This window comes from Shewanella sp. SP1S2-4, assembly GCF_031932075.1.
GTDB classification, from domain to species: Bacteria; Pseudomonadota; Gammaproteobacteria; order Enterobacterales; family Shewanellaceae; genus Shewanella; species Shewanella baltica.
Map to the genome: position 1 here is coordinate 16,203 of NZ_JAUOET010000034.1, position 19,421 is coordinate 35,623.

Here is a 19,421-nt window from a genome sequence, read left to right on the forward strand (position 1 = left end):
ATAATACCTTTATCTTCAAATTGAAATACAGACATAGGCAGTTCTATGCTCACTATAACAGCGATTAAAGCCTTTAATGACAATTATATCTGGGTGTTACAACAACAGCCGCAAACACAGGTTTATGTTGTCGATCCCGGTGATGCGAATGTAGTTATTGACTATCTAGTGGCGAATCAACTCACGCTAGCGGGCATTTTACTGACCCACCACCACAATGACCATACGGGTGGCGTCGCTGAACTTCAAGCCTACAGTCAAGACAGGCTCACGGTCTTTGGCCCAGACAATGAGAAGATTAAAGGCATCACCCATCCACTGCACGCAGCAGCGCAGCCCAGATTAACACTCGACTATATGAGTAGCGAGCTGCAAGTTTTAGCTGTTCCAGGGCACACAGCAGGACATATTGCCTACGTTATTGAAGATGCCTTATTTTGTGGTGACACCCTCTTTAGCGGCGGCTGCGGACGCTTATTTGAAGGGACGCCAGCGCAAATGCTCGACTCATTGCAGCAACTTGCCCAGCTTCCCGCCGACACTCGGGTGTATTGTGCCCATGAGTACACACTTTCAAACCTCAAATTTGCCCTCGCGGTCAATCCCAACAATCGCGCGCTGCAAGACTATAACGAACGCGCCATACAGTTGCGGCGCCAAGAGAAAGCGACTATCCCCTCCACCATCGCTTTAGAGCGCGCCATTAATCCGTTTCTACGCGCCAACGATATTGAGATTATCGACAGCATAAAACAGCATTTTAGCGATCTAAATCATGCCAATTTAGACGAACTTAGCAGTTTTACCCTGCTCAGACAGTGGAAAGATAATTTTTGATCACAAAAGCAATATTGTAGATTGAAATTTAAACAGTTTTTCTCATTTTTGATGATGTAAATCAAAAATGGCCTTACATTATGTACGATAATTAAGGGACAAGATCGAAAAGATCCCATAGAATGGCTCGTTTTGCGTGAAAACTTTGCGCGCTGCGTCGTCTTTATCTTCATATAAAACATACTGTTACTATAAAGAAAAGCTATGCACTAACAGAGGACTACCGTTTTCAATGAGAGTATCACTTTATGTTTTTGTAGGGGGATTTGCCCTACTCACAGGATGTCAAACATTAGACAACCATGGCGTTAATCAGACAGAAGTTGAAGCCGTCACAACCGAAAATACAGTCCCAGAATATTACCTCGCAACCGAGGCTCCGTCGGCGCAAATTACCGATGTGTGGGAGCGAATTCGTCAAGGTATGCAGTTACCGGTTCCCGATCAAAAATTGGTGAATCAATATCGCGATTGGTACATCAAAAATCCGCAGCATCTAGAGATCATCTCAGAGCGAGCTGCACCTTATATGTACCTGATCGTTGAAGAGCTTGAAAAGCGTCATCTTCCTATTGAGATAGCTTTATTACCTATTATTGAAAGCGCCTTTGATCCATCGGCGTCTTCGGCCAGTGCGGCATCGGGTTTGTGGCAATTCACCACGCCAATGGCCAGCCATTTCGGTTTAGAAATGAACTGGTGGTACGACGGTCGCCGTGATGTGCCCGCTTCAACAACAGCGGCGCTCGACATGTTGGAATATCTCTACGATAAAACCAATAACAATTGGCTTTATGCCATTGCAGCCTATAACTCGGGTGAATCTCGGGTGCTCAATGCGATTAAACGAAATGAGAAAAAAGGCTTAAAAACCGACTTTTGGTCATTGGATTTACCCAGTGAAACCGAACGCTACGTGCCACAATTACTGGCGCTGGCTGAAGTCATTAAACACGCCGATGAATATGGCATCACTTTAGCGCCAATCGATAACAACCCTACAATTGAAGTGGTTGATATTGATAGCCAAATTGATTTAGCCATGGCGGCAGGTTTGGCCAATATGACTACGCTTGAGCTACAAAAACTCAATCCAGGTTATAACCGTTGGGCCACTTCGCCACTGGGGCCGCACACTTTAGTATTACCGATTGATAAATCGGAAGAATTTAAGAAAGCGCTCGCCGAAACAGAAACCGAGGATAGGATCAGTTGGCTACGTTACACGATCAAATCCGGTGACAGTATTGGCAAGATTGCGAAGCAGCACCACACGACAATTAATGCAATTCGCGCCGCTAACGGTATGAAAAACAATACCATAGTTGCTGGTAAGCATTTAATTATCCCTGTCGATGCACAAGACAAACAGCTCTATGCCCTGTCGACTCAGCAACAATTGCCAAAGAAATCGCACGCTGCGGCTGAATCGACAAAAATTGCCTATCAGGTTAAGTCTGGTGACACACTTTCTGAAATCGCCCAAGCCCATAAAGTGACAGTGAAACAACTTAGCGTTTGGAACAAATTAGGTAAGAGTGACAAGCTACAAAATGGTCAAAAACTGGTGATCTTAGCGCCGAAAAATCTTGAGCAAACTTCGCAAATTCGCACTGTGAGTTATAAGGTCAAATCCGGTGATTCACTTGCCCGTATCGCCAGCAAATTTAACGTGACTGTGGCCGAGCTATTAGAATGGAATAGCCTAGCGCAATCACAATATTTGCAACCAGGCCAAGTGATTAAATTAGTGGTCGATGAAAGTAAGTTAAACGCATAAGGCTAGACAGGTTCATAGTTCGAACTGATTAGTGCAATATAAACCCTTAGCAAGATTGATCCACAGATAACAAAAAGGCAGCAACCCTATCGGATTGCTGCCTTTTTCTATTATGAGCCTGCTCTATTATAAGATGCGGCGTTATTCCATCGTCAGTAATAAGACAACAGGCGCCAAAACGACGGCATCAGACTCTAATGCTTTAGCGGCAAAATGCGCTTCTAAACGAGCGCCATCTGCGGGTATTCCAGCAAACGCTTTGGGCGGAATGCTAAAGGAAGTGGTGATCACTTTCCCCGCTGCCAATTGGCTATCGCGTAACGCTTGGGTAAACATCATATCATCGGACCATGCCCACAGACGTTTGCCCTCCTGCGTTACCAGCCATAAATCTGCCGTCATTCCTGAGTTGTAACGCAGGCCAACGGCATAGGTTTGTGGATTGGTCACAGTCAACGTCGCCTTAACTGGCTGCTTGAAATCCACAAATGGCTCTAAGGCTAACTCGCCGCGAAGCAGTCCTGGCGAAGCATCAGTCATCATAGGTTCAACCTTTAATGTCGGTGTACTTTTAAGGCCTGAAACATCGAGCGCCAGATCGGCAGCGCGAACAATCTCAGGCTGAACCGCCGCGGCTGTTGTCGTCTCGCCCTTGGTAGACTGACTCGTATCAGCGGCTTCTGGCGCCGAGCACCCAACAAGTTGCCCGCCGACAAAAGCACTCGCGCAAACAAGCAATGCGTAGCGCATTGGAGCAACCATTAGAAACCTCCTAGTTTTTTCAGTAAGGAGTCTTTTAATTTTTCCTTAGCTTTGTCGGTTTCTTCTTTTAACTGATTATTCAGTAACGCTTTAGTATCCAAGGCATATTCAGGTTTTTGGAAAGTCCCGGTAATAGCCAACGGAATGTCAATTCCAGCCAGCGCATCTTTGTCGCTACCGCCCTGACCTTTTAATGAATTCACTAGGCTAGTCGTCAATCTGTAGTCTAAGGCTTCAGTCAATAAATTCGCCGTACCTTTGCCCGCCAAACGCAATAAAGGTGAAGACATAGCAAGATCTGGGTTAGTGGCAACGCCATTATCCAGCGAGAAACTACCGGTCAGACTCGAGAAGTCGGTTTTGCGCTCTTCCTTGGTTTCTGGCGATAAGTTACCCTTTAACTTAGCTTGGGCGCTACGGATCATCTGCGGTATGTTAACCCCGTACAAAGCCCCGTCATTAATATCAAAATGGCCATTGGCTAATAGATTTTTCTTTAACTGCTCAGGGATCAAACTCTTACCTTTACCTTTCACATCAAAGTTGGCCGTACCCGCCAGTAAATCCACATCCGCCGCATCTTTCAACAAAGGACGAATTTGTACACCCGTCACTTTTTTATCGAATTGATAACTTGCCACCGCTTGACGTGCATCGACCTGAGCGCTCACCAGCAACTTACCTTGGTATAAATCCGCATTCAGTTTCGTTAGATCTAACACGCCATTTTTAATTCCCACATCCATCAACCAATTTTGAGTCGACAGATTAGCGACCTTAATAGACTTAACGGTCAACTTGAGTTTTACATCAAGCTGCTTAAGGGCAGAGAGATCAGGCTCAACTGCCGGAGTGCTGGCAGCGGGTGCTTGTTCTGTTGCGGCAGCGGTATCCGTTTTAGGTAACAGCGTATCTAAATCGATATCGCCGACTTGAAAATCAGCATTGATTTGCGGAATTTTCGTGGCGTAATTCACGCCAACTTTACCCGCAGCGGTAATGCTCGCCGCGGTAAGCTGCGCAATATCGACGGACAATTGCTGTTTATCTAACGCGATTTGCGTCGCTACGCTAATCGATGTTTCGAGTTTCTTATTGGGAATACTTTCACCTTCCACCACAGTGTCAATTTTGAGTTCATTGACGACGAGTTGCGTAAAGTCTCGGCTTAGTTTGAGCTCACCTTTGCCTTCGCTGCTTACCGTCATGTCCGGCATAGTTGCACTGAATTCAAAGGCGATGGGCGCAAATTGTTCTAAAGCGAATTCACCTAAGGTGAAGCTTTTTAAGGTAAAGACTTGAGTTTGCTTTTTCGCTTCGTCAATCATATTAATTTGGGTATTGGTGATTGAAATACCGCCAATATTAATATCGTTCAGTTTGGCATTTGAGGAAGTTTCGGCCGCTGGCGTTGCAGCTTTCTTACTATTATCACCACTTAATCCATCAAAACTGCTGGTGCCATTCTTACGAGTCACTAAATTAATGGTTGCGCCATCAAGACTCAGTTCCGCAATTTCAATTTGCTGACTAAACAATGGCATCAATGCCACTTCGGCAACGGCTTTGTTGACTTCTAACATAGCCTTAGGGGTAAAGCCTTCAGGATTAGATAAAGACACGCCCCCTAAATTAATGCCGATAACAGGGAAAAAGGTCCAGGATAAATCGTCAGCGATGACTAATTCACGACCCGTTTGTTTTTTGACTGCATCAACTATTTCAGGTTTAAAATCATTAGGGTCGAAAAATACGGTGAGATACACTGTGACTAAAAGAATGAGCGTCACCACTAAGGCCAGGAGCCACTTAATGAATTTCATATAAATATCCTTATCAAAAACAACTTGAATTTAAAGCAACTAATTCATTTAAAAATGTTAATTTAAAAATGCAAAGTTCAACATCTCATCACTTACTGCAATACCATTTTCATCGGCATACAGCATCATACCGGGCTTAACCATTACGCCGCCCATATCGACAGCAACGTTAATTTGGCCTTGATCTAACTTCTCGGTTTTTATCGGCATGGCACCTAAGGCATAAACACCTAAACTAAAAGTATTTAATCGGGCCACATCACGAACACATCCATTGATCACTATCCCTTGCCAGCCATTATCTAGTGCGCTTTGCGCGATAAGATCGCCTAACAAGGCGCGGCGCAGAGAACCGCCCCCATCGACAACCAAAACTTTACCATGCCCATCCTGTGCAAGTATTTCTTTTACCTTAGAATTATCTTCAAAACACTTGACTGTGACTATCTCGCCCCAAAACAGCCGCTTAGCGCCATAGGGTTTAAATGCGAGGGGAAGTAACTGTAATTTAGACGGATAGTGGTCAAATAAATCTGGTAGTAGATCAAGCATTTGAATCTCCATAATAGCCTATCACTTTAGACTAACCATAATTGTAGACCCCGACAAGGGCAAAGCCAAAATCAGCATTTTTTATTTAATTTTAACCAGCAAACGCTTGGTGTATATTGGCATAGGCACTATAATCTGCGATAGTTAACGTCCTATGACACCTGTTAATGTTTCATAAGAATGTTTCATCAATCTGTTCTCACACCTCTTTGTTATAAAGCGAAAACCAAATGACTACTGATATTGATTTACAGAGCGCAATCGCGGCTCTTGATGAATATGGATATGATAAAAAAGTCTCAACGGATCTTGAGCAAGCACGTAACAAGCAACAAATGGGTAAATATATTAAATCCCTCGACTATAGTTTACGTCGATTATTGATATTACAAGAAACAGTTAACGAGTTAGTTGAAGAAAAGAAACATCAATTAGCTCAGCAAGAAAACATTCAAACCTACAAAACAAAAATCATTAACTTGTCGAGAGAATTTAACATTTCTTACGATGAAGTCTTAGCGCTGATGACATCATCTAAATCTAAAAATTAAACATAACGCTATTCTGCTCTATCATTAAGTCATCAAATTATTCGGCTAACACCTGCATATGCCATATAACGAAAATATATAAATTTTCAGTTATATGGCAATAGGATCTGTTTGCTATTATTTGCTGAGTGTTAACGATTTCATTTCATCAGTAACTGTGTTGGTTTCACTTCCTCACTGTAATGTGTGCAACGATTCGGCATAAAAAAGCAGAGCCTGAGCTCTGCTTATTTATACCAATAGGCAGACTTATTTGTTTTGCATTAATTGACGAATATATTTCACTGGCGCGCTGCCGTAACTCAAGAATTGTTCGTGGAAGGTTTTAAGATCAAAATCTTTGCCTTGCGCTTTCTTGTATTCGTCACGGAAATCATAGATTTCACGATAACCAGAATAGTAGCTCGTCAGCTGAACTTGGCTAAGCGTGGCGCGGCGCCACTTGCCTTCGGCTTCTGCCTGTTGTTGGAAGGCTTCGTTCATCATCAGGGCGATGGCTTGCTCTTCGGTCATGCCTTTCACATGGATGCTGTAATCCAAAATAGTGTTACAGATAACACGTAAATTCCACTTGTAGTACATCAGCCACATTTCAGGCTCAAAATTACCATAACCTTCTTCGAGCATCATGCGTTCGGTATATACCGCCCAGCCTTCGACCATAGCGCCATTACCGAATAAACTTTTCACTAAACTCGGTGATTGGTTCGAGTAAACTAATTGAGTGTAGTGCCCAGGGATAGCTTCATGAATATTGAGGATTTGCAGGATCCAGTGATTATATTCACGTAAATAACTCTCGGCAGACGCATCACTCATACCATCGAGCGGCGTCACGTTGTAATAAGTATTACCAGATTTATCGTAAGGTCCTGGTGCACTAATTGAAGCACCGGCATAACCACGCATATATTCCGGCGTTTCACGGACGACAAGTGGCTTTTTAGGATCTAATGTGACTAAGTTTTTCTTATTTACAAATTCAATTAACTCTGGAATTTGCTTACGCACTTCATTCACGAATTCATCGCGCTGAACATGCTGAGTCGATAATTTATCGATTAACTGGCGAATGGCGAGCTTACTGTCAGCAGGTTTTGGCGTAGTAAAATATTTAGGCCATAACTTATCGGTAATTTTTGCCATTTCCCCTTGAACACGGTCTTTATCGGCCACGGCTTTTTGATACAGCTGTTTTGCTGTCATTCCCGCTTGGATATCAAAGGCAAATTTTTGCTCATATAGCTCCTCGCCAATTCTAAAACTACGGGCACCGTCTTTTTTAAGTTGAACCACTAATTTGTCTAACCAAGCGATATGGCCATTAATTGCGGCAGTGGCAGCATCAAACCGTGTGTTAAATAACGCTTTTTCTGTAGCCGTCAGACCAGAATCGGCGACCTGTTTTAATAAGTCATCGGAAAACACCGAAAATGCACCTTGGTTTTGCATCACAGCTAATTCGGTATGTTCCAATGTCGGCTTGCTAATGTTTGCCTGCGCGGCTGCATAATAAGCTGGTACATTTTCTAAACGCGCTAATACAGAACGTAATCTGTCATCTAATGGGGCAAAGTTTTCATTGATGATTTGGGCAAAACCACCCGATACGTTGTAGCTTGAAGGATCCCACTGCCAAGATTTAAAACTGTCAATTTCCCATGCCATGCTGCCGAGTAAATTGTCAATCAGATGATAATCAATCAGTTCATTTGGCGTCAGCGACTTTTGCTCGAACTGGGTCAATTGGGCTTGTTGTGCTTTCACAAACGCTAGTGTTTTCGCACGACCTGCCGCATCGGGGATTTCAAGGTAGCCATCATTAACATGCTTGCCACTGTATAAGGCCCACGTCGGTGATAACTCCCACAGTGAATCAATAAAGGAGGCTGAAAATTGCTCAAATGACTGGGCTTTAACTTCAGCCGCAACCACAGGCTTGGTTTGACTCGTATGGGATTGACAACCAGCAAGGCCGGCCAGCGATAACACTATCGCAAGGGAAATAGCGGATTTTTTCATTATTATGGATCCTTTGTTGATATTTAACAGGCATGCAAAAATTACCTAAGTTAATCATATTGTCCCAATAATTGCAGCAGTGTTAGCCGTGAATACATCTACGGTTACAAAATTGTGAGTTATCGATATTTATGCCGCTTATCATTCACAGATTCGAGGTAAAATGCCCACTTTGCCAAACGAAATCAGATAATGATAATCGCCAATTCTGTTTCACCTCCTGATATACCCAAGCTACCTGAATATACGAGTTTCAGAGCGCCTAGGGGGCTCCAATTCAAGGCACATCAATGACAGAATGTCGGCTACCTTTTGAATTGATGCAACATAGAAGTGGAGTGCCCTAGGCGCTCCGTTCCGGCGGCTGATGTTAACCACGGGGTAACGCACTTTATGCCGTGTTGGTTATTTTTAACTTAGCCCACTAGGTCTGCAAATAACCGCAATCGCCATGGACGGCGTGAATGCAATTTATGCAGGAGCAATAAATGGCCTTGCCCAAAGTGCGTTAAATTACCGCTGAATCCTGCATCTTCAGGTTGTTTGGGTATATAATATCGCCCTGCTCCGCTGTTAACGCGTTGGCGTAACAGTTTGCTTATACATTATTGACCTGACCCTTTACCTGAGACATTCAATGCCATTTTCCAAACTTGGATTAAGCGATCCGATTTTAAGAGCCATCACTGAGCTCGGCTATTCACAACCTACTCCAATCCAAGAAAAAGCCATTCCGGTGATCTTGAAAGGTAAAAACCTGCTGGCTGGCGCGCAAACGGGTACAGGTAAAACCGCCAGTTTTGTGTTGCCAATACTGCAAATGTTTGCCGATATGCCGAAAATTCGGGCTAAACGCGTTCGCGCCTTGATCTTAACGCCAACCCGCGAATTGGCCGTTCAGGTAGAAGACAATATTGCCAAATACGCAAAATACCTGCCGCTGACATCTATGGCCATGTATGGTGGCGTCGATGCCGCACCACAGAAACAACGCCTTATCGAAGGCGTCGATATTCTGGTAGCGACCCCCGGTAGATTGCTCGATATGTACACCCAAAGAGCGATTCATTTCGATGAAATCTCGGTATTAGTCCTAGACGAAGCCGATAGAATGCTCGATATGGGATTTATCGAAGACATCAATAAAATCATCGAACGTCTGCCAACAGAACGCCAAAATCTGTTGTTTTCGGCAACCTTATCTAAGCAAGTGCGCTTTTTAGCGAAAACAGCGGTTGAAAACCCTGTTGAGATTGAAATTGCCCGCGACAGTGCGAACGCACCGCAAATCGACCAATGGTTGATCACTGTCGATAAAGATAAAAAGTCTGCCCTGTTAAGCAAACTCATCACTGAGCAAGCTTGGGAACAGGCACTGATCTTTATCCAGACTAAACAAGGTGCCGCCAAACTGGTCAGCCAACTCGAAAAACGCGGTATTGCCGCCGAAGCCATTCACAGTGGTCGCAGCCAAGCGGTACGCGAGCAATTATTAGTCGATTTCAAGTCCGGAAGACTGCGCTTTTTAGTTGCGACCGGCGTGGCTTCTCGCGGTATCGATATCGACGCCCTTACCCGCGTGGTCAACTATGATCTGCCCGATGAAGCCGATGATTATATTCACCGTATTGGCCGAACCGGCCGTGCTGGCGCCTGCGGCGAAGCCATCTCCTTTGTTTCCAAAGATGATTTTAGAAACCTATGTGCTATCGAGCGCCGTTTAGGCCACATCATAGTGCGTAAAGAAATTGAAGGCTTTGTGCCGAACAAAGAAGTGCCAGTTTCTATCCTCGACTTTGTGCCGAAAAATACCACGCCAAAAACCTTTAAAGCCCGCGCACCTGAGGCCAGAACCTCACGCCCCGCGAAAGAAGGCTCCTTTGAAACCGCCCATGCGAAAAAGCATCGCAGTGCTAAATCTAAGCCGGAGGCAAAAGCCACTGTAGCGCGTCCACAATCCGCGCAGACTGATAACAGTAGCGAGACTACGGGTCGCAGTGCGCCCTTTAATCCGTGGAACAGCGGTTCTAAAACGAACTGATGGCCTAATACAAAATCATGATCCCGTACAAAGTCGCGATCCCGTATAAAGTTATGATCTAGTACCAGTCGTGACTTATTAGAAGTAGAAACTCATTAAGATAGAAGATATTAGCATGATTACATTCAGCACCAATTTAGGCGACATCACCATAGCACTCGACTTTGAACATGCGCCTGTCAGTTCAAAAAACTTTGTCCGCTATTGTGAAGAAGGCTTCTTTGAACATACGATTTTTCACCGTGTTATCAAAGGTTTTATGATTCAGGGCGGCGGATTTACCGCAAAAATGAAAGAAAAGCCGACCCACGAGCCTATCGTGAACGAAGCCAACAAAGGCCTAAGTAACACCATAGGCACTATCGCTATGGCTCGCACCGATGCGCCTCATTCGGCCACGGCGCAGTTCTTCATTAACACCGCCAATAATGACTTTTTAGACCACACTGCCACCACTAATAACGGTTGGGGTTACGCGGTATTTGGTAAGGTCACAGCAGGAATGGACATTATCCAACAGATTGAGAAAGTCAAAACCACCACAGTTGCCGGCCACGAAGACGTGCCCCGCGAACCCATCGTTATCGAGAAAGTGACGATTAATATCCAAAGCTGATCGTTAAAACGATAAAAATTTCTTTTGATATAATGTATCGCTCAGTTTTGCTGAGCGATACATTCTTTTCTGTAGCGGTTTTTAAATTAATTAGTTCGCAAAAAATCATACTTAATAAACACTGCTTAATATAAATTTACTTTACCTAATTTAAACTCAATCATTTAACTTAAAACTTACTTAAAGTAAAAAATCTTAAATTATAGCTTCTTAACTTAAAATCAGTAGATTAATTATCCTCTCAACTTTTTAAAATCTACCTAATATACACTCAACCTTAATCAATTTAGCCTATCCTATTGATATCATAGCCATACCACTACAATTAATTCAACTTACTGTCATTGTTCTAACGCTTTTAGTGTTAAACCCATCGACTGATATCCGCGTTCTTGATTTAAAATGCCTTGGCAACTTAATGCCGCCATTGGAGTAATGGTTAATTCGTACTTATCACTCAATGATGTTGAATATATACCTTGCCGACACGCATTGCTGACCCAAGTAAAAAAGTCACTCTGCTTACTCATTATTGGCGTTAATTTGGCAGTCTGAGCTAGGCGGATATGAGTCAAATACTCACCAGTGGCGTCAATTTCAGCATAGGAACCCGGAGTTAAATAGTGCGAAACCGCATTTATTTCAGGGTTAGCTTGGCTTTGTTTCAATCGCTCAACATGCGCTAATGCCCATACTCCATGCTCACCGACCACTGAGAGCGAACGATGTGATAAATCGACCAATAATGCTGTATTTTCATCGACCCCAAATGCCATTTTGCTATCGGCATTGGCGCTAAGGAGCAAGAGTCTTAAATAACGGTCTCGTTGTGAAAAGTGTGTGTCGGGTATACCAAAGGGGAAAAATCCAAGCCCACCTTGCTCGCGATAAGTGACCGCCGTTGCAGGAACTGAGGTATCACAATTAGCGACTTCACAACGCTCACTTGGCGCTTCGATCGCGAAAACGCCAAAACTCAGCGCCCCCTCACTCGTGCCGCCGGTGATCATATTTTTATCAGCCATCACAGCAGTGCCAGCGCTGGTGCCACCGATAACAATTTCTTGTTTGGAAAGACGTTTCTTGATGATGCTTAATGCTTCACTGGGTGATTCATCCGGCGTCGTCCAAGCCTTTAAAGTCAAACTCTGATCGCCGCCATTTAAAAAGAGTCCGTCGATTTGATTAAGCAATTGATAGAGTTTAATGGGGCTGGCACAAAAATCCTTTTGTAGCTCAACTTGCTTTGGATAAAGCCTCGCCCTATCCGTATTTCCTTGTATTTGCTGTCTAAACATTTCGAGTTGGTCACACTGACGGGTTGCGATACCCGCTTGCACTGCAGCATCTAAAGGCAGCCAAATAACCTCGGCCCCCATTTGCTCAAATACGCTGACATAGTAATGGGCCGCTTCAAAGGGATCGCGCGCAGATGCGGTCACAACGGCGATCAGTGGACGTTTGGCATTGGGGTTGCTTTGCTGGCGCTTTGTTAACGCTTGCTGCGTAAATAATTGGTAAAGCGTCGCGGCATGGGGATTGATTGTGGAATCAAGTAACACTTGTTCTTGTAACAGCGTGCCGTCAGCAAGCATCTGCTTTTCTTCTAATAAATCTAGCAGTGCGTAATATTGTTGGTCGCTCAAATGCGTCAGAAATTGCTTATCTATCTTTGCAATGGCTTGTTCAAGCTTTGCCAAGGTTAAGCTGTCACTATGTAAACGGCCAAGTGAACGGCCAATTTCAACATCGCTATTTTCAAGACTATTACTGACAGGAGAAAGTGCTTTGGCCGCTTGTCGTAATATCACTTTTTGTTGCTCATTTAACGACTGCAATCTTGGGTGTTTAAGTGCACGTTCAAGCCACGAAACGTTGAATACATAACGTGTTTCGCGTTTGGCATCGGCTGAGAATTTGACTTCCGATTGGCAATTTGCGGGAGCTTGAGAGCTGCAGATTTTCATCCCTCCGCCCACCAGCATAAGATCAAATTGTTGATGAGTGGGTATCGATAAACTCAGGGTTTTCGCTGGCGCTGACTGCACGCTTGGGGCGATAAATAGCAAAAGAGTAAAGTAAGAAATACTTAAGCTATTGAGCAAAAAAGATAAGTTTTTTAAGCAACGATTTTTCATAGTGGCACTCAATAAAAAGTGTGCGCCATGTATTGACTCAAGGCTCATGTTACGGATAGTCTTTTAACAGGTCAATAACAAAAGACTTCCGTTTATTACATGAAAACAGCAACAACTCTTTTCCAAAGATACCACTACCGCACCTGGTATCTGTCCGAATGGTGGGACGAATAACCGCTAAACACCTTGTGTTTGGTGGAGTCTAGTCTAGCCGTCTTACTCCCCTCTCAATCATTTGATTGACGTTGCGCTTTCTGCAAAACATTAACTAATGCCATGCGTATTGACTCACGCGCAGCTTAGCCACGTCTAAAAATTCTAATAAGAGATTTATCGGGAGCTTATCATGAGAAGTTCTGTATTTTTGTGCGCTGTTTTTGGGTTGGCCTTGTCGCCCGTTGCTTTAGCTGTAGCCAATGAACTAGAAAAAACAACTGAGCAATCTGCCGCAGATGCACCGGTCGAGCGAGTCGCAGTCACAGGTTCACGCCTAAAAGGGGTGGATATGGAAGGCGCCAATCCACTGCAAAGTTTCACCCAAGATGACATTACTAAACGCGGTTACGAGAGTGTGAGTGAGTTTCTACGCGATCTCCCCCAAGCATCAAGTGCGGGGACTTTCTCGGAAACTGGGGGTGTCGGTGGAGCCGATGGAGCACCAGCTGGCGCATCCGGCGTCAGTTTGCGCGGATTGGGTTCAAGCTCAACTTTAGTGCTAGTCAATGGCCGAAGAGTCGCCGTTGATTCATTCTCTAATGGTTCTGACTCGTTTGTGAACGTCAATTCAATCCCTTTATCTGCCATTGAACGCATCGATGTGTTAACCGATGGCGCATCGTCCATCTATGGTTCGGATGCCATTGCCGGTGTGATTAACTTTATCCTCCGTAAGGATTTTGTAGGGCATGAGCTCAGTGCCCAATATGGGGATGATACTTCTGATCATGATGCCAGCCGTAAGAATCTGACCTACGCTGGCGGCTTTGCCACAGAAAACAGCAATACTACGGTTGTAGTCGATTATGCAACGCGAAACGCCATATTTAATAGCGATAGACCCGTCAATGTCACCTTTGAATCCAGCACTCGTATGACCATAGATGGTGAAGAATACGCTGAGTCTTGGTGTGGCGATGATACCCAAAAAAGTGGTACACGTTGCAATTATGACTATGTTATTCAACGCGCTATCCAACCTGACTTTGAGAACATAGGCACGACCTTTAATCATATTTATCGTCTAGATAATGGATTGGAGTTTTTTGCTGAAGGCATGTATCAAAAGAATACCGGTTCAGCCTATGAGGCACCTGCGGGATATACAGTGGATGTTGCTGGTGATTCTGCCAACATTCCCCAGTATGTTCACGACATTGACATGCTAGATGGCAGTGTCAGCGACGTTATCACTGTTCGAACTCGTTTCCCTGAGCGTCGAGTACAGGAATATGACACTCAGAGCTATCGAGTCCTCGCTGGACTGCGCGGTGAACTTGCCGACTGGAGCTGGGAAACCGCGGCGAGTTATGGCAAATCTACAAACGAAATCAATAATGTTGCTGGCTATATGAATGCCACTAAACTGGATGCCGCCGTGGCGGCGGATGAATTTAATCCGTTCAATTTAGGCCGTGATAGTAGCGCTGCACAAATTGCTGCCCTGCGCGATCCCGGCATTCGTAAAGGTGAATCAGAGGTGTTGTCGCTGGATTTTAATATCAGTGGCGATTTGTTTGCATTGCCCGCAGGTACAGTAAGCTCGGTTTTTGGTGGAGAGCTACGAAAAGAGCAAATATTTGATAGGCCATCCATCAACGCCGTTAATAACGAAATTATCGGCTTAGGCGCAAGCGATGCCGAAGCAGACCGGACGCAATATGCTGTGTATGGCGAGTTTAATTTCCCCATTACCGACACCTTAGATGTGATCGCAGCTTTACGTTACGACCACTATAGTGACTTTGGTGGCGATGTTAACCCTAAAATATCAATGCGTTATCGCCCTCTTGAGGATTTAGTATTAAGGGCATCATGGAGTACAGGTTTTAGAGCCCCTTCCTTATCCCAATTAGGCGCAGGGACGTCGCTCAGCAGCCAGTATATCAATTGCGGTTCAGCTGAACCTTACAATGCCTTATGCGGTACTGCTGGCGCCGAGTTTGGCGAACTCGAGTTTGACCAAGAAACCATAGGCAATAAGGATTTATCCGCAGAAAAGTCTGCCGCCATTAACGTTGGCGTCTCTTGGAACCTCACCGAAGCACTACAATTGACTGTCGATTACTGGCGCTATGAGCACGATGATATTGTTGATATTGATGCCAACACCACCTTAGACGCCTGTATTAAAGACAGTACAAAAATCGTGACTAGCGTTGCAGAACTGGGGGATGAATTCGGCTGTGTTGTTGATGGCCAAGGGGATATCAACTTCTTACGCACTGGCTATTTTAACGTCGGCAATCAAAATACTGATGGCATCGACTACAAGCTAGATTATCGCTTAGACACTGAAACAGCAGGTGAATTTAAGTTTTATCTTGCGGGCACTGAAACCCTGTCGTTTGAAAGACAAGTGACACCTTCAACCCCAGTGGAAGATTTATTAGGGCGGTTAAGTGGCGCCTCAGAAATTGCTCGCCCTGAAAGCGTGCTTGATCTAGGAACCGACTGGCAGCTCAACGATTGGAGTGCCAGTTTATCGGGTCACTACATCAGTTCATTGGGTGATGGTGACTTTAAATTTGATAACGAAACCGTCGACAGTTGGCTCACCTTCAGTGCGAGCCTTGGTTATGAGTTAAATGAGCACCATAGCTTTTTGGTGTCAGTGCGTAACCTAACAGATGAAGAACCACCCTACGCCTCCTCTCCAACCAATGGCTATGCAAGCTCAGTCCATGATTGGTTAGGCCGTCGCTGGAACGTACGTTATACCTTCAAGTTTTAATGTACTGACTTGAGGCATTGGCCGCAGCGTTTAATTGTGGCCAATGCCTTGTTCTGACCCTTTATAAAGGCACATAGGATGAAATTACCTACTGCAAGGGCAATGCCCGACGCTTTTGTTATTTTATTTTTTATCGTTTTAGCCGCCGCAATAAGCAGTTATCTGTTTCCTGCGGGTTGGTTTGCTATGGTCGATATCGTTGATAGCGCTGGCAACATCACTCAAAGAATCGATCCACAACAGTTTTTCATGACATACGATAACGCGCATCATGTCAGTCTATTTTCAGCCAACGACAAAACAGGACTGACCAATTTTGCTTTCGACGGCATGACATCAGGCGATCGCATGGGCTCGGCCGTTGGCGTCATGGCATTTATCCTTATCGTGGGTGGTGCCTTTGGTGTCGTCATGGACACTGGCGCCATTACTCATTGCATTATGGCGATGATCGCCAAACTGCAGCGCAGCCAAGTATTACTGATCCCATTACTGTTTATAATATTTTCATTAAGCGGCGCGATATACGGCATGAGCGAAGAGGCCATTGCATTTTGCATTGTTCTGTTGCCGCTTTTTCAGGCTTTAGGTTATTCAGCGGCAACTGTAGTCATGGTCACCTACTTATCCACCCAAATTGGATTTGCTACCTCATGGATGAATCCATTTAGCGTGGCCATTGCGCAAGGGATAGCCGGTGTACCTTTAATGTCTGGCGCTGGTTTACGGATTGCGGCCTGGTTTGTGTTCACTGTTGTCGGCTTAATTTTTACCCTGCGCTACGCTAAAAAACATCGCTCGGCAGTGGATGCCACACTCGTGCAAGCTAACGATAAATCATTGAATAAAAAATGTTCCTCCTTTGACATTCTCGTGTTGCTTTGTTTACTCGGCGTAATTATGTGGGTGATTTGGGGAGTGGTAAGCCAAGGCTATTATATTCCGCAAATCGCCAGTCAGTTTTTTGCACTGGCATTGGTTGTTGGGCTGATTGCCGTTCTTTGGCGGAAACGTAGCTTAAACCAAATCTCAAGTGCCTTTCAAAAAGGCGCCAGTGAATTGTTACCCGCCGCTATGATTGTGGGATTCGCCAAAGGTGTGGTGTTATTGCTTGGCGGCGATGACCCACAACAGCCCTCTATTCTTAACACTGCCTTACATTATGCCGGCGAGTCCTTGGCAACGTTACCTGATGTCACCTCTGCCATTGTTATGTATATATTTCAATCTATTATGAATTTCTTTGTCGCATCGGGTTCCGGTCAAGCCGCCCTGACCATGCCTATCATGGCGCCGCTTTCCGATATTGCAGGCGTCACCCGTCAAGTATCAGTGCTTTGTTTTCAGTTTGGTGATGGACTGACAAATTTAGTGATCCCTACTTCAGCCTCATTAATGGGTTGTTTAGGTGTGGCTAAAATTTCATACGCTCAATGGCTTGCGCTTATTTGGCGCTTTCAATTATTGCTGACCTTGATGGCCAGTGCCGTCATTTTATTTGCCGTTATTACAGGATATAGCTGATGTTAACTTTAATCCGTAACGCCGCCGTTTATGCGCCGCAGTTTTTAGGGCTACGCGACGTGTTATTTTGCGAGGCGAAAGTCCTTAAAATCGCCCCCGTCATTGATCTTAAGCATGCAGACTTAGTCACAATCATCGAAGCCAATGGCCGCCCTTTAATCCCAGGTTTAGTGGACCCCTTAGTGCATATCACAGGCGGTGGCGGTGAAGGCGGTTACCACACCCGTACTCCAGAGATGCAACTAACAGATGCCAGCCTTGCTGGGGTCACTACGCTCGTCGCAGCATTGGGAACCGACGCCATTAGTCGCAGCTTGAACGAACTTGTCGTCAAAGCGAAAGCGCTCACATACGAAGGCTTGTCTGTCTTTTGCTACACTGGCTCCTATGAGTACCCCGTAAAGACCCTTACTGGCGATATCACCCAAGATCTGGTGTTAATCGACAATGTTATTGGTGTGGGTGAAATTGCAATTGCAGATCATCGAGGCTCACAACTCACTGTGCCAGAACTCGCCAGAGTCGCAGCACAAAGCCGCGTCGGCGGCATGCTCAGCGGTAAAGGCGGCATAGTATTTGTGCATGTGGGCGATGGTGCGAGTGGTATTCAAATATTGCATCTCATCGCGCAGCAATCAGATATCCCTTTAACGCAGTTCTATCCCACTCACATGAATCGCTCCCAGCAGCTATTAGAGCAAGGGCTTGAATTTGCACGACAAGGTGGGGTTATTGATTTCACGACGTCGACCAATACTCAGTATTTAAACGAGGGTGAAGTCGCGGTCGTTAATGCGGTCCATTTTGCAATTTCGCAAGGTGTTAACTTGAGTCAAATCAGCTTAAGTTCCGACGGAAATGCTAGTCTGCCCATATTTAGTTCTGACGGTGAATGTATTGGAATAGAAATGGGTAAAGTCAGCAGCCTATTTGAAGCGCTAGTGGCTTTAATTAACAGTGGTTTAACCCTAGAACAAGTGCTTCCTTTAGTGACCTCAAATGCCGCTCGTGTGCTCAAGCTAAAAAGTAAGGGCGGGATAAGCGAAACACACGATGCCGACTTTGTGTTATTAACGGATAACTTTAATATCGATAAAGTATGGAGCAAAGGGCAACTACTCGTTGATGAAGGTAACGCACTGAAATGGGGAACATTTGAATCGCAGTAACTCAATAATGGCGCACGCGGCGCGCGTGCACCACACTCATAAACTGTGTGCAATGCAAGAAGATTACCCGCAAACAGAGAGCATCAAGCACATTTTCTCAAGGTGAAAGCAGTTTGCATTGGTAATGCGCACTCTACTCCTCGCTGATTGACTGACATTTTAAAACGCGCAACGTTACGCCATCGAGACCCGAACTGCACCATTACAGTTACCGCGCTTTAGCCAAACTATCCCATAAAAACTGGGCATCTTATTGCCCTATTTAAGAAAAGTATTTTATATTCGGCAGATTAACGCCACAGCCAAACAGCTTGTTCTCTATCCTCTTTGAAGATATTGGGCATACAAGATACGCGTAACGGCGTTAGGCTAAATTAACCATCTGATATAGATGAAAAAGCCATTTCTGTATCTATTATAGTGTCTTGCTAACTCTTATTATCCCCTTTCCTTTCAAGCCCAAGATCACTGCGAACTTGGACCGCGAATCCGATTAGGATGAGCAAAGAAACCTGCTGTGGTGCGCATAAAATGCTGTTTAACTTTGAGCGCAGGATGTTTAACTCGAGTCACATGATGTTTAACTTGGGTCACAATAAGCTATACCATGACTTCAGCGGCCTGCTCCATCGAGCCAACACTCTCAAGTCGATACT

General features: G+C 44.8%; 13 protein-coding genes. 8 read left to right on the forward strand and 5 right to left on the reverse strand.

The window, feature by feature from the left end:
• Nucleotides 1–45: 45 nt before the first annotated feature.
• Entirely contained in the window at nt 46–837 is a 792-nt protein-coding gene (gene gloB / locus Q4Q52_RS20210; RefSeq protein ID WP_311991480.1) for a hydroxyacylglutathione hydrolase, read from the forward strand.
• A 232-nt stretch (nt 838–1,069) separates the two neighbouring features.
• The gene (locus Q4Q52_RS20215) at nt 1,070–2,617 is read left to right on the forward strand and encodes a LysM peptidoglycan-binding domain-containing protein (RefSeq protein ID WP_311991481.1); all 1,548 of its coding nucleotides are present in this window, start codon (nt 1,070–1,072) and stop codon (nt 2,615–2,617) included.
• Between the two features lie 141 nt (nt 2,618–2,758).
• Here Q4Q52_RS20215 and Q4Q52_RS20220 read toward each other — a convergent pair whose 3' ends face one another.
• The 3 genes from Q4Q52_RS20220 to Q4Q52_RS20230 are packed head-to-tail and all read right to left on the reverse strand — an operon-like array spanning nt 2,759 to nt 5,754.
• Nucleotides 2,759–3,379: a BsuPI-related putative proteinase inhibitor gene (locus Q4Q52_RS20220; RefSeq protein WP_311991482.1), complete on the reverse strand. Its 621-nt coding sequence runs from the start codon at nt 3,377–3,379 to the stop codon at nt 2,759–2,761.
• Nucleotides 3,379–5,202 (reverse strand): AsmA family protein, encoded by a 1,824-nt coding sequence (locus Q4Q52_RS20225; RefSeq protein WP_311991483.1) that lies wholly within the window; start codon nt 5,200–5,202, stop codon nt 3,379–3,381. The genes Q4Q52_RS20220 and Q4Q52_RS20225 overlap by 1 nt, the downstream gene beginning before the upstream one ends.
• A gap of 57 nt (nt 5,203–5,259) precedes the next feature.
• Entirely contained in the window at nt 5,260–5,754 is a 495-nt protein-coding gene (locus Q4Q52_RS20230) for a putative 4-hydroxy-4-methyl-2-oxoglutarate aldolase (protein ID WP_106650374.1), read from the reverse strand.
• 230 nt (nt 5,755–5,984) lie between these two features.
• Here Q4Q52_RS20230 and Q4Q52_RS20235 point away from each other — a divergent pair, with 230 nt between their 5' ends.
• Nucleotides 5,985–6,305: a hypothetical protein gene (locus Q4Q52_RS20235; protein ID WP_311891780.1), complete on the forward strand. Its 321-nt coding sequence runs from the start codon at nt 5,985–5,987 to the stop codon at nt 6,303–6,305.
• Between the two features lie 249 nt (nt 6,306–6,554).
• Here Q4Q52_RS20235 and Q4Q52_RS20240 read toward each other — a convergent pair whose 3' ends face one another.
• On the reverse strand, nt 6,555–8,327 hold the full coding sequence (locus tag Q4Q52_RS20240) for a DUF885 domain-containing protein (protein ID WP_311991484.1): 1,773 nt from the start codon (nt 8,325–8,327) through the stop codon (nt 6,555–6,557).
• Nucleotides 8,328–8,964: 637 nt separating this feature from the next.
• Between Q4Q52_RS20240 and Q4Q52_RS20245 the strand changes: the two genes are divergently transcribed.
• Both Q4Q52_RS20245 and Q4Q52_RS20250 read left to right on the forward strand, forming a co-directional pair.
• A complete protein-coding gene (locus tag Q4Q52_RS20245) occupies nt 8,965–10,368 on the forward strand; it encodes a DEAD/DEAH box helicase (protein ID WP_107404653.1) in 1,404 nt (467 codons plus the stop codon).
• Nucleotides 10,369–10,483: 115 nt separating this feature from the next.
• A complete protein-coding gene (locus Q4Q52_RS20250; RefSeq protein WP_006081478.1) occupies nt 10,484–10,984 on the forward strand; it encodes a peptidylprolyl isomerase in 501 nt (166 codons plus the stop codon).
• 341 nt (nt 10,985–11,325) lie between these two features.
• Here Q4Q52_RS20250 and Q4Q52_RS20255 read toward each other — a convergent pair whose 3' ends face one another.
• Complete coding sequence (locus Q4Q52_RS20255; protein ID WP_226060496.1) at nt 11,326–13,122, reverse strand: cyanophycinase; 1,797 nt, start codon at nt 13,120–13,122, stop codon at nt 11,326–11,328.
• 346 nt (nt 13,123–13,468) lie between these two features.
• Between Q4Q52_RS20255 and Q4Q52_RS20260 the strand changes: the two genes are divergently transcribed.
• The 3 genes from Q4Q52_RS20260 to iadA all read left to right on the forward strand — a co-directional run bounded on the left by Q4Q52_RS20260 (nt 13,469) and on the right by iadA (nt 18,765).
• Nucleotides 13,469–16,072 carry a TonB-dependent receptor gene (locus Q4Q52_RS20260; RefSeq protein ID WP_311991485.1) on the forward strand — a complete coding sequence of 868 codons (2,604 nt, stop codon included), beginning with the start codon at nt 13,469–13,471 and terminating at the stop codon, nt 16,070–16,072.
• A gap of 78 nt (nt 16,073–16,150) precedes the next feature.
• Nucleotides 16,151–17,596, forward strand: a complete 1,446-nt coding sequence (gene yfcC / locus Q4Q52_RS20265) for a putative basic amino acid antiporter YfcC (RefSeq protein ID WP_311991486.1) — start codon at nt 16,151–16,153, stop codon at nt 17,594–17,596.
• Nucleotides 17,596–18,765, forward strand: coding sequence for a beta-aspartyl-peptidase (iadA, locus tag Q4Q52_RS20270; RefSeq protein ID WP_311991487.1), 1,170 nt, complete (start codon nt 17,596–17,598; stop codon nt 18,763–18,765). The genes yfcC and iadA overlap by 1 nt, the downstream gene beginning before the upstream one ends.
• Nucleotides 18,766–19,421 lie beyond the last annotated feature (656 nt).

What these genes read in the sequence shown, in the direction of transcription:
- yfcC (WP_311991486.1), top strand. Translation starts at nt 16,151, where the DNA reads ATGAAATTACCTACTGCAAGGGCAATGCCCGACGCTTTTGTTATTTTA.
- Q4Q52_RS20220 (WP_311991482.1), bottom strand. Translation starts at nt 3,379, where the DNA reads ATGGTTGCTCCAATGCGCTACGCATTGCTTGTTTGCGCGAGTGCTTTT.
- Q4Q52_RS20225 (WP_311991483.1), bottom strand. Translation starts at nt 5,202, where the DNA reads ATGAAATTCATTAAGTGGCTCCTGGCCTTAGTGGTGACGCTCATTCTT.
- Q4Q52_RS20215 (WP_311991481.1), top strand. Translation starts at nt 1,070, where the DNA reads ATGAGAGTATCACTTTATGTTTTTGTAGGGGGATTTGCCCTACTCACA.
- Q4Q52_RS20230 (WP_106650374.1), bottom strand. Translation starts at nt 5,754, where the DNA reads ATGCTTGATCTACTACCAGATTTATTTGACCACTATCCGTCTAAATTA.
- Q4Q52_RS20240 (WP_311991484.1), bottom strand. Translation starts at nt 8,327, where the DNA reads ATGAAAAAATCCGCTATTTCCCTTGCGATAGTGTTATCGCTGGCCGGC.
- Q4Q52_RS20255 (WP_226060496.1), bottom strand. Translation starts at nt 13,122, where the DNA reads ATGAAAAATCGTTGCTTAAAAAACTTATCTTTTTTGCTCAATAGCTTA.
- Q4Q52_RS20250 (WP_006081478.1), top strand. Translation starts at nt 10,484, where the DNA reads ATGATTACATTCAGCACCAATTTAGGCGACATCACCATAGCACTCGAC.
- iadA (WP_311991487.1), top strand. Translation starts at nt 17,596, where the DNA reads ATGTTAACTTTAATCCGTAACGCCGCCGTTTATGCGCCGCAGTTTTTA.
- gloB (WP_311991480.1), top strand. Translation starts at nt 46, where the DNA reads ATGCTCACTATAACAGCGATTAAAGCCTTTAATGACAATTATATCTGG.
- Q4Q52_RS20260 (WP_311991485.1), top strand. Translation starts at nt 13,469, where the DNA reads ATGAGAAGTTCTGTATTTTTGTGCGCTGTTTTTGGGTTGGCCTTGTCG.
- Q4Q52_RS20235 (WP_311891780.1), top strand. Translation starts at nt 5,985, where the DNA reads ATGACTACTGATATTGATTTACAGAGCGCAATCGCGGCTCTTGATGAA.
- Q4Q52_RS20245 (WP_107404653.1), top strand. Translation starts at nt 8,965, where the DNA reads ATGCCATTTTCCAAACTTGGATTAAGCGATCCGATTTTAAGAGCCATC.